We start from the raw sequence: 13149 nt of genomic DNA on the forward strand, positions 1-13149 counted from the left end.
GGTCAGCTCAGGACGGCGTCCTCGACCAGGGCGGCCGCGTGGGCCTGGCCCTTGGCGTTGGGGTGCACCAGGGCGTAGCGCAGCGGGATGATGCTGGTCAGCACTCCGTCCAACCAGTGGTCCTGGTCGCACACGCTGTGGCCGGTGGTGGAGGGGTAGAGGTCGACGAAGGCGTCGCCGCGGGCGGCGGTCCGCTGGGCGATGATCGCGTTGAGCGGTTCCAGGATGGCCGTCCGCGCCCAGGCGAGGTCGCCGGTGGTGAAGGTGGCGAACTGCTCCAGGTTGCCGTAGGTGCAGCGGGTGGCGTCCTCGGGGACGAGGTGGGGGTAGCCGACGGTCAGCAGCCGAGCGGACGGGGCCTTGGCGTGCAGGGCGCCGAGCATCTGGTCGAAGTCGCCGCGCAGTTGGTTGAAGCGGTCGGGCAGGCTCGCGTCGAACTTGTCCTTGCAGGGCGTGCCCTGGCCGAGGACCGCGGCGCCGAGTTCGATGCAGCCCTTGAGGATCTCGGCGAAGCCGAGGGTGTTGCCGCCGATCTCGACGGTGATCACGTCGGCGCCCGGGGAGACGGCGTCGATCTGCGACGGGACCGGTGGGAAGGGGGCGCCGGGGTTGGTCCCGAGCGGCGGGAGCGGGCGGCCGGGCGGGGCTTCCTTGGTCTGGTAGACGTCCTTGACGGTGGCGCCGGCACAGCTGACGTTGCGCAGCTCGACCAGGGGGCCGAGGCCGCGGCGGATCAGCTCGGGGTAGGAGCCGGTGGTGCGGGCGCAGCCGTCGCGGGGTTCGGTCTCGTCGCCGGCGGCCTCGACGAAGCCGGCCGTGTAGGAGTCGCCGAGTGCGGCCCAGGCGAGCGTCCGGACGCGGCCGGCCGGTTCGGCGGCGGCCTGGGCGGCGGACGGGGTGATCAGGCCGGCGGTGAGCGCGACGGCGGTGCCGGCGACGGCGAGGCGGGACAGGAAGCGTGGCACGGTCTCTCCCTCAACGAGTGCGCGGGAGAGCGCGATTCACCCCCCTAGAGGTAGATCGAGTCGGCGGGTGGACGACTTGATCCCTCAGGAGGGTGAATTCGCGTGTGCGGCCGTGACGTTGGACCGATCGGCCCTGGGCGTCGGGGTGGGTCGGCGAGGGGTGGGGCGAGACGGTTCAGAGCAGGGCGGCGGACGGATCGACCATCGCCCGGGCGGTCTTGGCGTCGACGTACTCGCCGAGCGCGGTCATCACCCACTCGCCGGACGACTGCCGGACCAGCTTGCACATCACCACGCCGGTGTGCGGCTCGGAGTGGGTGAGGTCGAAGCGGACCAGCTCCTCCTCCGTCCGGGCGTCCAGCAGGCGGCAGTAGGCGTTCTTGACCTCGGTGAACCGCTGGCCGGAGAAGGAGTTGACGACGAAGACCAGGCCGGTGACCTCGGCCGGCAGGCCGTCCAGGTGGACGGTGATCGACTCGTCGTCGCCGGCTCCGCCGCCGGTGAGGTTGTCGCCGGAGTGGGCGATCGCGCCCTTGAAGACGGTCAGCTTCATGAACCAGGCCGTCTCCAGCTTCTTGCGCTGGGCGTCGAAGGCGAGGCAGGAGGCGTCCAGGTCGACGCTGCGGCCGCGGCCGGCGGGCTCCCAGCCGAGCGCCATCCGGACCGAGGAGAGGAACGGACGGCCGTTCTTCACCAGGGAGACCGAACTGCCCTTGACCAGGTTGACCCGGCCCTTGTCCAGGGTGACCTTGGCGGGGGCGGACGGGGCCGGCGGGGCGACCGGGGGCGCGGGGGGCGCGGGCGGGGTGGCGGCGAGGGCGATCCGCGGGTCGACGGGGGGAGCCGGGGGAGCGACCGGAGGGGCCGCGGGGGGAGTGGCGGGGGCGGGGGCCTGGGCGGCCGGGGCCGGGGAGTCGTCGACGGAGACGCCGAAGTCGGTGGCGATGCCCGCCAGGCCGTTGGCGTAGCCCTGGCCGACCGCTCGCACCTTCCAGGCGCCGCCGCGCTGGTAGACCTCGACCACGATGAGCGCGGTCTCCTGGCCCAGCTGCGGCGGGGTGAAGGTGACCAGGGCCTGCCCGGTGTCGGCGTCGCGGACGGTGGCGGTCGGCTCCATCCCGGCGAAGGTGGAGGACTGGTCGGCGGGGCTGGCGGTCACCACGATCTTGGTGATGCCGGCCGGGACGGCCAGGGTGTCGACGGTGATCGCGTCCGGCGCTCCGGCGGCGGCCGGGCGGTGGCTGACGCCGGGGCCGTGCGGGGCGTTGAAGAAGACGAAGTCGTCGTCCGATCGCACCTTTCCGGCGTCGGTCAGCAGCAGACCGGAGACGTCCAGCGCCTTGGGCGCGGTGACCTCGACAGTCACCCGCGCGGCGGTCAGCGGGGCGTTGCCGCCTTGGGTCAGGACGGTGGACACGGACTCCTCCTCGGGTGCGGAACGGCGGCCGGCCGGGGCCGCTGGGACCGCCGGGCCGGGTGCTGCCCACAGTAACGAACGGGCGCGTCGGGATGAGCCCGGCCGGTGCGGTGACCTGTCGGATCGTCGGACGGTACGGCCGGGCGGCGGGGTTGGGCGGCAGGCCCCGGCAAGGCCGTACGGTGGCAAGGCGGCAAGGCGGCGGGTCAGTGCGGCCGGAGGTCAGCGGGGCGCGAAGGCGGTCGGCGTGCCGGGGCGCGGCGGGAGCCCGGGTGCCTCGGGCACGACCGGCGGCGGTGCGACGGGCTGCGGTGCGACCGGGCCGAAGGCGCCGAGGGCGGCGACCGCCCGGGGCCGGTCGATGCCGAAGGCGGCGGCACTCCAGCTCTCCGCCGCGGCGGCCTTGCGGACCGGGCCGGACGAAGCGGGCCGACCGGACGGGAGCGAGGGGCCGGATGGGCCGGTGGGCCCCGAGGGTTCGGCGGTGGGGCGGGTGCCGCGCACGCCGAAGGCGTAGTGGCCGGGCGGGACGTCGGTGCCGGCCGGGGTGGTGAAGCGGTAGACCAGGGTGCCGCGCTCCTGTTGGGCGGTGACGACCGCGCCGGGCAGGTCGGTCCAGGCGGTGCCGCTGCCGGGGGCCAACTCGCCTGGGGCAAGCCGGAATTCGGTCTGGAGTGCGGTGAGCGGCTCGGTGACGGCGAGGTCGAGCTGGTGCCGGAGGCCGTCCCGGTCGAGCGGTGTGACCGTGGCGACGCCGGTCAGGGCCTGGTCGGTGTCCGGCTCGGTGTCCGGGCCAGGGGCGCCGGCGGTCGGGCCGTCGGTGCCCGGGGCGATTGCGCCGGGCGGCGGCGGCGGTGCGGGCTGGGCCGGGGCGGCCGGGCGGGGTCCGGGTGCGTGCGGCGTGGTCGGCGAGGGGGAGGGCGAAGAGGGGTCGGCCGGCTGCTCGGCGACGGGCGCGACGGGCTGGGCCGACGGCGAGGGCGCGGCGGCGGCGTCGGCCGGCGTGGCGGGCTCGCCGGTGCCGGCCGGCCGGGCGCCGGGGCCGTGGTCGGCCATGGGTTCGGCCGCAGCCTGTCCGCCGGTGGGCTCCGGGAGCGCCGACCGGGTGCCGGGTGCGTGGGGAGAGGCGCTGGGCGAGGCGGCTGCGGCGGTCGTGTCCTCCGCCGCCCCGGGGTGGTGCGCCGAGGGGCTCGGTGCGGGCGGCCGGCCGGTGGCCGGGAGGTCGGCGGGGTTCGGCGCGGTGGGGTTGGGCGCGGTCGGGGCCCGGTCGGCGGCGGCCTCGGCCTGGTCGCCCGCGGCGGGGGTGGGCGGCGGGGTGGTGCCGACGCGTGCGACCCCGGCCCGCCGGCCCACGCCCTGCTGCTCGTTGAGCAGGAGGGTGGTGGCGATGCTGATGCCGACGACGGTGGACATCGCCATCGCGGCACCGGAGAAGCGCAGGGTGGGCAGCCGGAACCGGCCGCCGAACGGGCGTGGCCGCCCGTGCCGGCCGTGCCGTTCGGGCTCGTGCCGAACGTCCCGCGCAGTGTCCTCGCGCGCAGCCACCGGACCCCTCCCTCCCCGAAGTCGCCGTCGCGGTCGCGGTATTCTCCCATGCGCTGCCACCGGGCCGGCATCGGCCGCCCGGGGTCGGTCGGCCGGGGTCCGGGTGGGGCCCGCGCCGGGAGGGGGAGAGCGTACCAGCGGCTCGTCGTGGCCTGGACGGTTTTGATCCATTTCGTGGACACCCGTTCGACGGAAGGAAGTTGACGATCCGTCTGATAAGTCGGCGATGGCGGCCGGGCTGCCCGGACAGGGATTAATGCAACCTCCTTGCAACCCTTGCCCGCCCGGACGGAAGTGGCCCAGGCTGAGGTCATCCCACGCCGTCCCGGAGAGACCGTCATGCCGCCCGACCCGCTGTCCGCAGCCTCCAGTGCACCCCTCGCCGCCACCCCCACGGGCGGCGATGGGGACGGCTCCACCGCCGCTCCGGCGGCGGTGGAGGAGGTGCTGATGCTGCGGATCTCGCTGGGCGAGGAGGTGGTCGGCGAGGTGCGCACCCGGTTCCGGTTCGAGGCCGCGCGCCCGTACGAGGTGCTGCTGACCTTCCATCTGGGGCGGCCGGACGAGGCCGACTGGGTGTTCTCGCGCGAGCTGCTGCGCGACGGCCTGCAGGCGCTGAGCGGCCAGGGCGACGTCAAACTGTGGCCGGCGTACTGCCCGTGCCACGGCTCGACGCTGCACCTGGCGCTCGAATCACCGCACGGCAGCGCCCTGCTGGAGGTCTCCAAGCCCCGGGTGCAGGCGTGGCTGGACCGTACCTACGCGCTGGTCTCCGCCGAGGCGGAGCGCGTCTGCGGCCCGACCGACGCCCAGCTGGCCGCGCTGCTCGCCGGCGGCTGAGGCCCGGTCGGGGCACCGGCGGGCCCGCGCGGCGGCGGGACGGGCGCCGCGCTCGGCAGCCGCACCGTCCCCGCGGCCAGCCCGGCCCGCAGCCGCCGGACGGCCGGGGCCGAGGAGGCCGGCAGCAGGTCGTACGGGTCGTCCGGCCCGTCCACCGTGACCAGCACCGACTCGGCGATGCGGTACGGCCGGTGGGCCAGCAGGCCGCCCAGGTAGCGGCGCAGCCGGGACAGCTCGGCGCGGACCGTCACCGTCCGGCCCGGGTCGCCGAACAGTGCCTCCGCGAGCTGCGCGGCCGTGCTGCCCTCGCGTCCGGTGGCGAGCAGGAGCAGCAGTTCGGCGTGGCGCGGGCTGAGCGGGTGCGACCAGCTGCCGGCCGCGCCCCGGACGGTCAGCTCCGGGCGGTCCTGGCGGCGCAGGTCGAGCCGGAGCCGGGCGCCCTCGGCCTGCTCGGCCTGTTCGGCCGTCACCGTGCCGGAGCCGTCCGCCTCGGGCGGCCGGACCGGTCGCACCAGCCAGCCGTCCGCGAGCGGCTCCAGGGCGCATTCGCCGAGGCCCGGCACCCAGTGCACGGCGGCGGTTCCCCAGCCGCCGACCGGCACCCGCAGCCGGCCGGGCGGCGGCAGCCCGGCCGCGGCGGCGGTCCACCCGGCGGAGTCCACCACCAGGGCCGGGCCGGCCACCCGGGCGAGCATCGGGGCGGCCAGGGTGCGCAGTTGGTGCAGCGCCTCCAGCCGGTGGGCGCGCAGCTCGGTCTCGGCGAGCCGGGCGGCGGTGGCGGTGAGCTGCAGCAGGTACGGGCGGACGTTGCGGGCCGGGCCGCTGAGGTTGATCGCGCCGACCAGCCGCCCGGTGCCCGGGTCGTGCACGGGGGCGGCGACGCAGGTCCAGGAGTGGTGGCTGCGCAGGTAGTGCTCGGCGGAGTGGACGTGCATCGGGCGCTGGGCGCGCAGTGCGACGGCGATGCCGTTGGTGCCGACGCTCTCCTCGATCCAGCGGGCGCCGGTGAGGAAGCCGATCCGGTCGGCGCTGCGGCGCAGGGCGTGCTCGCCCTCCTGCCACAGCACGTGGCCCTCGGCGTCGGCGATGGCGAGGATCAGCGGACTCTGGCCGACCGGCTGGAGCAGGGTGTCGCGCAGCACCGACAGGACCGCGTCCAGGCCGCTGGTGCGGCGGCGCTGCTCGATCTCGGCGGGGCCGAGGTGGACGGCGGCGGCGCCGGCGTCGGGGTCGAGCCCGAGGCGGCGCAGCCGGGCCCAGGAGTCGCCGATCTCGGGGCGGGGTTCGAGCCGGCCGGGGGAGCCGGGGTCGGGGTAGGGGGGCTGGACGAGTTCGCGGGCGGCGGCTTCGGCGAGGGTGCGGTCGTGGACCCTGGCCAGCTCGGCCGCGCTCGGCGCGGTGCGGCGTTCTGGTCGTCGGGACTGCCGTCCGGTCTGCCGCACTCGCGTTGCTCCTCGCCGCCGTTCGAGGCCGCGCCGGGGTCGACGCGCTGACGAAAGCGTACGGGGGCGGTGAGGGTCTGGGGACGGGGTCTGCCAACTCGGCATACCGGACGGTATGACCGTGGACATGCCGAGGTGTGATGACTAGCGGGGGGCCTGGTGTTGGCCTGGTGTGAGCCCGACGCGGGCCTGGTGCGAGGCCTGGTGCGGGACCTGATGCGGGCCTTGCGTGGGCCTGGTGCGGTGCTGGTGCGAGGCCTGATGTGGGCCTGGTGCAGGCTCGGCGGTCAGCGTTCCGCGCCGGTGCCGCGCTGGGCCGCCTCGACGGTGTGGTGCAGGTCGGCGGTGGCCTCCAGGGAGGCGGCGGTGCTCAGCGCCAGGCAGGCGGCCAGCGCGATCGCCACCGCGCGCAGTCGGGTGCCGGTGGCGGTGGCCGCCGGGCGGGGCTGGAGCAGGGCGGCGACCCGGCGCGGGACCGGCCCGGAGTGGGCGGCGGGGACGAGTCGGGGCCGGGCCGGCCAGGGGGAGCGGCTGGCGGCCAGGGCGGCCCGGCCGACCGCGCGGGCGGTCACGGTGCGGTCGCCGACCCGGGCGGCCGCCACCTCGTCGGCCCAGCGCTCCAGGTGGTACCCGAGGGGCGCGCGCAGCGGCCGCAGCGCCGGGTGGAGGTCGGCGGCGTGCTCCGCGAGGGCGAGGAAGACGTGGTGGCGGGCGGTCAGGTGGGCGCGTTCGTGGGCGAGCAGGGCGGCCCGCTCGGGCCCGGTGAGGATGCGCAGCATGCCGGAGGTGACCACGATCCGGCCGGGCTCGCCGGGCCGGCCGGGGAGGGGCAGGCGCCCCGGCAGGGCGAAGGCGTCGGCGCGCTCGTCGTCGAGGACGGCGAGCGGGTGCTCGCCCGGCTGGAGCAGGGTGCGGGCGCCGGCCAGGACGGCCTGCGGGGTGCGTGCCCGGCGCATGGTGGCGTGCCCGGGGCGCGCGTCCGGATGCCGGCCCTCGGCCGGCGCGGGGCAGGCCGTCGCGGCGCAGGCCGGGAGGGCGGCCCGGGCCTCGCGCAGTTCCAGCCGGTGGCGGCGGGCGGTGCGGACGGCCTGGGCGGTCAGCGCGGCGAGCACCAGGCCGGCTGCGGCGGCCGCCACCGGTGCGTCGGGTGCGGCGGCGGTGAGCCAGGGCAGCGACAGGTGGCCGATCGCGGCGACCGGCGGCAGCTGGAGCAGCCCGGCGGCGGCGAGCAGGCCGAGCGAGCAGAGGGTGCCGCCGGCCAGCACGGCGGACGTCCCGGCGAGCATCCAGGCGGCGGCCCGGGGCGGCAGCGCGTCGGCGAGGCGGCGGGCCAGCGGGGCGGCCAGGAACGGCAGCAGCAGCGGGGCCCAGACGGCGATCATCACGATCCGGCCGCCCCGGGGGTGCGGTGGCCGGGGGCGGGGGCGGTGCCCGGGAGGGGGCCGAGACCGGGGGTGCCGCCGTCGGTGCCCGGGGCGGAGCCGAGGCCCGGGGCGCCGTCGCCGAGCAGGTCGCGCAGCAGCTGCTCGTCCTCGGCGGAGAGGTCGGAGACGAAGCGGGCGAGCACGGTGGAGCGGTCGGCCTCGCGGCCGAGCTCGGTGTGCATCCGGCGGGCGGCGAGGCCCGCGGTGTCCTGGACGGTCGGGATGTAGGCGTAGGCGCGGCCGGCCCGGGTGCGCTCCACGGTGCCCTTGTCGTGCAGGCGGGCGAGGATCGTGGCGATGGTGGTGCGGGCGAGGTCCCCGCCGAGTGCCGACTGGACGTCCTGCGGGGTCATCGGCTGCCGGGCCGACCAGAGCGCGGCCAGCACCTCGGCCTCCAGCTCCCCGGCAGGCCGGCGGGCGGACGGTACGTCGGACATGGCGGCGCTTCCTCCAGGTTTCGTCTACAGTCATGTAGACCGTCTACGTCACTGTAGACGGTCGGGGCGGGTTCCGCTGTGAACCGCCCCCCAACGTACGGGAGGTCCGCCAGCCTTGCTTCAGTTCCTCGCCGATCCGGCCGCTCACCTCGCGGTGAACCCGCTGGACGCGTCCTCGCTGCTCGCCGCCTTCGGCGCACTCGGCATCGCCGTCGTGCTCTTCGCCGAGACCGGCCTGCTGGTGGGCTTCTTCCTGCCCGGAGACTCGCTGCTGTTCACCGCCGGCCTGCTGTGCGTGCCCGGCGCCACCAAGGGCCCGCAGCTGGAGCTCTACCAGGTGCTGCCCGCCGCCCTGGTCGGCGCGCTGGCCGGCGCCCAGGTCGGCTATCTGATCGGCAAGCGCGGCGGCCGCGCGCTGCTGCGCCGCACCGAGCGCAAGAGCCTGCTGCAGGGCGTCGAGCGGGCCGAGGAACTGCTGGGCAAGTACGGCCACGGCAAGGCGATCGTGCTCGCCCGCTTCATCCCCGTGGTCCGAACGGTGCTGAACCCGCTCTGCGGAGTGCTCGAAGTGCCGGTCCGCTCGTTCACCTTCTGGCAGGTGACCGGCGGCGCCCTCTGGACGGTCGGCGTCGTGCTCGCCGGGTACGGGCTCGGATCGTCGATCCCCAGCATCGACAGATATCTGCTCCCGATCATCGGTCTGGTAGTAGTTGTCTCCGTGCTCCCCATTGTTCTCGAACTGTTCCGCGCCCGTAAGGCGCACCGTCACGGAGGTGACAAGTGACGTCCTCCCGGGCTCTCGCCGTCTACGACGGCAGCGGCATCGACGGCAGCCTCTACACCCGGGTGAACGGGTGGGCGCAAGCCGCCCCGCACTGGCTGGACGAGCTGATCAAGGTCTGGTCGGCGCTCGGCCTCGGCCTGTTCGCGGTCTTCATGCTCTACGCCTGGTGGCGGGCGCGCGGCGCCGACTCGGCCGTGATGGCCAAGGTGCTCGCCTCGCCGGTGATCGTGGTCGTCGCGTACGGCGTCAACTCGGTGCTCAAGGGCATGGTCGAAGAAGTCCGGCCGTGCGCCCAGATCCCCGGCAGCATCTCGCTGGAGACCTGCCCCGGTGCCGGTGACTGGTCCTTCCCCAGCAACCACACCGTGATCGCCTTCGCCGCCGCCACCGCACTCTGGTTCGCCGACCGGCGGCTCGGCTGGATCGCCGGGATCTTCGCGGTGCTGATGGGCGCCTCCCGGGTCTGGGTCGGCGTGCACTACCCGCACGACGTGGCCGTCGGCGCGCTGGTCGGCCTCCTGGTCGCGGTGGTGCTGGCGCCGCTCGCCGGCCGCTGCGGGCCGCTGGTGGACCGGATGCGGGCGGGTGCGCTGCGCCCGCTGCTCGGTCCGGGCGCGGTGCCGGCGACGGTCGGTCGCCACGCGGCGTACGGGACGCGGCAGTACTGACGGCGACGGCCGACAGTACTGACGACGGGTGTCGGCAGCGCTGAACGGCGGGTGCCGGCAGTACTGGCGGCGAGACCCGACAGCGCTGATTCCGTAGCCTCCCCGTAGCCCGTCCGACCCTTGTCTGGCCGGGGTGGCGGGTAGAGCATGTGAGCCGGGCGTGGGGCCCCTTCGCGGGGAACCCGCCCGGCTCAGTCGTGCCGGGGCGCGGGAGCGCCGGGCGTGCCAGCGGAGGGAGTGCCAATGCCGTACCGACTCGACATCACGCAGGGGGACTGGCCGGGCGAGTCGCCGCACAAGGGCGTCGAGGGCCTGCTCGCCGAGGCCATGGTGCTCACCCTCGCCACCGCCGGCCACGAGCACGGCCCGCACGCCAACCTGGCCTTCTTCGCGTACGACGACGACCTCGTCCTGTACTTCGTCAGCGAGCGCTCCACCCGGCACAGCCACCACCTCGCCGAGGAGGCCCGGGCCGCCGCCACCGTCTTCCTGCCGCCGCCGGTCTTCGGCGAGCAGCTGCGCGGCCTGCAACTGACCGGCGGCGCGAGCGAGGCCTGGGGGCGGCAGGCCGAGGCGGCGCTGGCCGCCTACCAGGGGCGGTACCCGTCCTTCGCGCAGGACGAGCAGGTGCGGCGGCAGTTCCTCACCGGGGGCGGGGCGGCGGCGCTGTACCGGTTCCAGGTGGAGGAGCTGACGGCGGTGGACGAGCCGAACTTCGGGCGGCGCAACTACCTGCGGGCGCGGGTGCTGCGGCCGTAGGCCCTACCCGGTCCCCAGGGTTGTCTGTACAACTTTTCGGGTGATTCATCTGCGGGACGCTACCGGGACGCCCCCAGGACACCTGGGCGCACCAGCCTGGCCGCATGAGAGTCATCGTCGTAGGAGCAGGCGTGCTCGGCACCATGCACGCCTGGCAGGCCGTCGAACGCGGCCACGAGGTCGTCCACCTGGAGCGCGAGACCGAGGCGCGCGGCGCCTCCGTGCGCAACTTCGGCCTGGTCTGGGTCAGCGGCCGCGCACAGGGCGAGGAACTGGACACCGCGCTGCGCGCCCGCGAACTGTGGGAAGGCATCGGCGCCCGCGTCCCCGACCTCGGCTTCCGCGCCAACGGATCGCTCACCGCGATCCGCACCCAGGCCGAACTCGCCGTCGCCGAACAGGCACTCACCCTGCCCGACGCCGCCGCCCGCGGCTACCGGCTGCTCGACGCCGACCAGACCAGGGCCGCCAACCCCGCCCTGCGCGGCGAACTCCTCGGCGCCCTGTGGTGCGAGCGCGACGCCGCCGTCGAACCCCGCACCGCCCAGCCCGCGCTGCGCGCCGCCCTCCAGGCCACCGGCCGCTACACCTTCCTGCCCGGCCGCGAGGTCCGCGACGTGATCGGCGAGAACGCCGTCCGCGACGACCACGGCGACATCCACACCGGTGACCTCGTCATCCTCTGCACCGGCGCCTGGCTCGGCGGCCTCGTCCGCGAACTCGCCCCCTCGCTGCCCGTGCGCAAGGTCCGGCTGCAGATGATGCAGACCGACCCGCTCGGCGAGACCCTCACCACCTCCGTCGCCGACGGCGACAGCTTCCGCTACTACCCGGCCTTCGCCGGCACCGCCCTGGACCGCCTCCGCGACACCCAGCCGCAGCCCGACGTCGCCGCCGAACACAAGATGCAGCTGCTCATGGTCCAGCGGCGCGACGGCGGCCTCACCATCGGCGACACCCACGAGTACGACCAGCCGTTCGGCTTCGACGTCGTCGAGGACCCGTACGACCACCTGGTCGGCGTGGCCGAGGACCTGCTCGGCCGCCCCCTGCCGCGCGTCCGCCGCCGCTGGGCCGGGGTGTACGCGCAGTGCGTCGACACCACCCGGGTCGTCCACCGCGAACAACTCCGCGACGGCGTCTGGCTCGTCACCGGCCCCGGCGGCCGCGGCATGACCTGCTCCCCGGCCATCGCCGAAACCACCGCCGAACTCGCAAACCTGTAAGGGTAGTTGACATGTCCTTTGATATCCGCCTGGTCGTCCTCGACATGGCTGGCACCACCGTGGCCGACGACGGCCTCGTCGAACAGGCCTTCACAGCCGCCGCCCGGACGCTCGGCGTCGAGGCCGGCAGCCCGGGCTTCGGCCCCATGCTGGACCACGTCCGCGCCACCATGGGCGAATCCAAGATCTCCGTCTTCCGGCACCTCTTCGGGGACGAGGACAAGGCCCAGCGGGCCAACACCGCCTTCGAGGCCGCCTACCACGACCTCGTCGACGCCGGGCACTGCGCCGCCCTGCCCGGCGCCGCCGACGCCATCGCCGAACTGCGCGGCCAGGGCCGGAAGGTCGCCCTCACCACCGGCTTCTCCCGGGCCACCCAGGACCGCATCCTCACCGCCCTCGGCTGGCAGTCCGTCGCCGACCTCACGCTCAGTCCCGCCGAGGCCGGCCGCGGCCGTCCCTACCCGGACCTCGCGCTCACCGCGCTGCTGCGGACCGGAGTCGAGTCGGTGCGGCAGATCGCCGTCGCCGGCGACACCGGCTACGACATGCTGACCGGCGTACGGGCCGGAGCGTCCGTCGTCGCCGGCGTGCTCACCGGCGCCCACGACGAGGCCCGGCTGCGGGCCGACGGGGCGACGCACGTGCTCGGCTCGGTCGCGGAACTGCCCGGACTGCTGGGCTGAACGATCCCCCGGTGAGCAGGAAGTCGGCCCGGCCGACTTCCTGCTCACCGGGGTCAGGTCAGGACACCGGCCCGGCCGCTCCGCCGCCTCGCCGCCGGGCCGACTCGCGGCCCAGCCAGGCGACGGCGAGCATCAGGGCGGCCGTCAGCCCGACGGCGAGCCCGAGATCCCGGGGAAGACTGATGTCCCCCGGGCGCTGCGGGTCGGCGCGGCCGGCCGGATCGAAACGGACCGTCACCCGGTCGCCGACCGCGAGCGCGCGCAGCCCCGTCGACAACTCGCCGCCGGGCAACGCAGTACCGTCCTCGGCCGCGAGGTCGTACATCGAGGACGGGTGCTTCCCGGCGAGACGGTCCGTCTCCCCGGTGACCCGGGCCGTCACCGTCTCGCCGGACAGCCGCAGGATCACGTCGTCCCGCGCCATGGCCACGGCCCCCGTCGCCAGGCCCGCGAGGAGAACGGCGAACAGCGCCACCCAGCAGCCCACCCACCGCCCCAGCAGCCGCACCAGACCCACCACCCAGGCCACCACCAGCACCAGCCCGAGCAGCGACGCGGCGCCCCCGCCGAGGTAGGTGCCCGCGAGCACCAGCCCGAACGTCCCCACGGGGACGCCCAGGACCAGGACAGCGCTCAGCACGGTGGCCCGGCTACGGTCCCTGGTCGTACCCATGACTCTCCCCGCGTGCGTCCGATCGGGCTGGAAGAGTACGACGCGTCCCCTCGCCCCCGGACACGGGGGCTGGCCGGGCGGGAGGGGGACTTCCTCGGGGCCGAGGGAGAAGCAGGCGTGGGCCTTCTACAGGCATGGCGCAGGGCAGCGAGCATCGAGCCAGAGCGCGGCCCGTCGGAAGTACTCCTTCATGAGCGCCGCGCGAGAAAAGGCCCTCCGCTCCCCCTCCCGATAGGCCGTCCACTGGATGGCTTTGAGGCGGTCGACCATCAACTGAACATTT

Annotated in this window: 13 protein-coding genes; 6 read left to right on the plus strand and 7 right to left on the minus strand. The window is 75.4% G+C overall.

All coding sequences use genetic code 11. The features are described 5' to 3' along the window. Positions 1-2 precede the first annotated feature (2 nt). The 3 genes from A6F73_RS23150 to A6F73_RS23160 form a co-directional block, all read right to left on the minus strand. Positions 3-965 carry an SGNH/GDSL hydrolase family protein gene (locus A6F73_RS23150; protein ID WP_063349541.1) on the minus strand — a complete coding sequence of 321 codons (963 nt, stop codon included), beginning with the start codon at positions 963-965 and terminating at the stop codon, positions 3-5. A gap of 175 nt (positions 966-1140) precedes the next feature. Next, entirely contained in the window at positions 1141-2370 is a 1230-nt protein-coding gene (locus tag A6F73_RS23155) for a TerD family protein (RefSeq protein WP_063351450.1), read from the minus strand. 234 nt (positions 2371-2604) lie between these two features. Next, positions 2605-3927 carry a hypothetical protein gene (locus tag A6F73_RS23160; protein WP_063349542.1) on the minus strand — a complete coding sequence of 441 codons (1323 nt, stop codon included), beginning with the start codon at positions 3925-3927 and terminating at the stop codon, positions 2605-2607. A 339-nt stretch (positions 3928-4266) separates the two neighbouring features. Here A6F73_RS23160 and A6F73_RS23165 point away from each other — a divergent pair, with 339 nt between their 5' ends. Continuing rightward, complete coding sequence (locus A6F73_RS23165) at positions 4267-4767, plus strand: SsgA family sporulation/cell division regulator (protein WP_063349543.1); 501 nt, start codon at positions 4267-4269, stop codon at positions 4765-4767. Here A6F73_RS23165 and A6F73_RS23170 read toward each other — a convergent pair. The 3 genes from A6F73_RS23170 to A6F73_RS23180 form a co-directional block, all read right to left on the minus strand. Next, complete coding sequence (locus A6F73_RS23170) at positions 4686-6209, minus strand: helix-turn-helix domain-containing protein (RefSeq protein ID WP_063349544.1); 1524 nt, start codon at positions 6207-6209, stop codon at positions 4686-4688. The two genes, A6F73_RS23165 and A6F73_RS23170, sit on opposite strands and share 82 nt — an antisense overlap. Positions 6210-6496: 287 nt before the next feature. Next, complete coding sequence (locus tag A6F73_RS44105) at positions 6497-7591, minus strand: M56 family metallopeptidase (protein ID WP_063349545.1); 1095 nt, start codon at positions 7589-7591, stop codon at positions 6497-6499. Next, a complete protein-coding gene (locus tag A6F73_RS23180) occupies positions 7591-8070 on the minus strand; it encodes a BlaI/MecI/CopY family transcriptional regulator (RefSeq protein ID WP_063349546.1) in 480 nt (159 codons plus the stop codon). Before A6F73_RS23180 ends, A6F73_RS44105 begins: the two co-directional genes overlap by 1 nt. 115 nt (positions 8071-8185) lie before the next feature. On the opposite strand from A6F73_RS23180, the gene A6F73_RS23185 reads away from it, so the two are divergent. The 5 genes from A6F73_RS23185 to A6F73_RS23205 all read left to right on the plus strand — a co-directional run bounded on the left by A6F73_RS23185 (position 8186) and on the right by A6F73_RS23205 (position 12193). Continuing rightward, complete coding sequence (locus tag A6F73_RS23185; RefSeq protein ID WP_063349547.1) at positions 8186-8854, plus strand: DedA family protein; 669 nt, start codon at positions 8186-8188, stop codon at positions 8852-8854. Then, positions 8851-9522 (plus strand): phosphatase PAP2 family protein, encoded by a 672-nt coding sequence (locus tag A6F73_RS23190; RefSeq protein ID WP_063349548.1) that lies wholly within the window; start codon positions 8851-8853, stop codon positions 9520-9522. Before A6F73_RS23185 ends, A6F73_RS23190 begins: the two co-directional genes overlap by 4 nt. 243 nt (positions 9523-9765) lie before the next feature. Continuing rightward, positions 9766-10281 (plus strand): pyridoxamine 5'-phosphate oxidase family protein, encoded by a 516-nt coding sequence (locus tag A6F73_RS23195; RefSeq protein ID WP_063349549.1) that lies wholly within the window; start codon positions 9766-9768, stop codon positions 10279-10281. A 104-nt stretch (positions 10282-10385) separates the two neighbouring features. Next, positions 10386-11507, plus strand: a complete 1122-nt coding sequence (locus tag A6F73_RS23200; protein ID WP_063349550.1) for a TIGR03364 family FAD-dependent oxidoreductase — start codon at positions 10386-10388, stop codon at positions 11505-11507. An 11-nt stretch (positions 11508-11518) separates the two neighbouring features. Next, positions 11519-12193, plus strand: coding sequence for a phosphonatase-like hydrolase (locus A6F73_RS23205; RefSeq protein WP_063349551.1), 675 nt, complete (start codon positions 11519-11521; stop codon positions 12191-12193). A gap of 58 nt (positions 12194-12251) precedes the next feature. Here the strand turns inward: A6F73_RS23205 and A6F73_RS41615 are convergent, their stop codons facing one another. Continuing rightward, complete coding sequence (locus A6F73_RS41615; protein ID WP_063349552.1) at positions 12252-12866, minus strand: hypothetical protein; 615 nt, start codon at positions 12864-12866, stop codon at positions 12252-12254. Between the last annotated feature and the right edge of the window lie 283 nt (positions 12867-13149).

The sequence above is a fragment of the Streptomyces sp. MJM8645 genome, assembly GCF_001625365.1.
Classification (GTDB): Bacteria; Actinomycetota; Actinomycetes; order Streptomycetales; family Streptomycetaceae; genus Kitasatospora.

Coding starts and splice junctions, on each gene's coding strand:
- A6F73_RS23165 (WP_063349543.1), top strand. CDS start 4,267: ATGCCGCCCGACCCGCTGTCCGCAGCCTCCAGTGCACCCCTCGCCGCC.
- A6F73_RS44105 (WP_063349545.1), bottom strand. CDS start 7,591: ATGATCGCCGTCTGGGCCCCGCTGCTGCTGCCGTTCCTGGCCGCCCCG.
- A6F73_RS23180 (WP_063349546.1), bottom strand. CDS start 8,070: ATGTCCGACGTACCGTCCGCCCGCCGGCCTGCCGGGGAGCTGGAGGCC.
- A6F73_RS23195 (WP_063349549.1), top strand. CDS start 9,766: ATGCCGTACCGACTCGACATCACGCAGGGGGACTGGCCGGGCGAGTCG.
- A6F73_RS23200 (WP_063349550.1), top strand. CDS start 10,386: ATGAGAGTCATCGTCGTAGGAGCAGGCGTGCTCGGCACCATGCACGCC.
- A6F73_RS23205 (WP_063349551.1), top strand. CDS start 11,519: ATGTCCTTTGATATCCGCCTGGTCGTCCTCGACATGGCTGGCACCACC.
- A6F73_RS41615 (WP_063349552.1), bottom strand. CDS start 12,866: ATGGGTACGACCAGGGACCGTAGCCGGGCCACCGTGCTGAGCGCTGTC.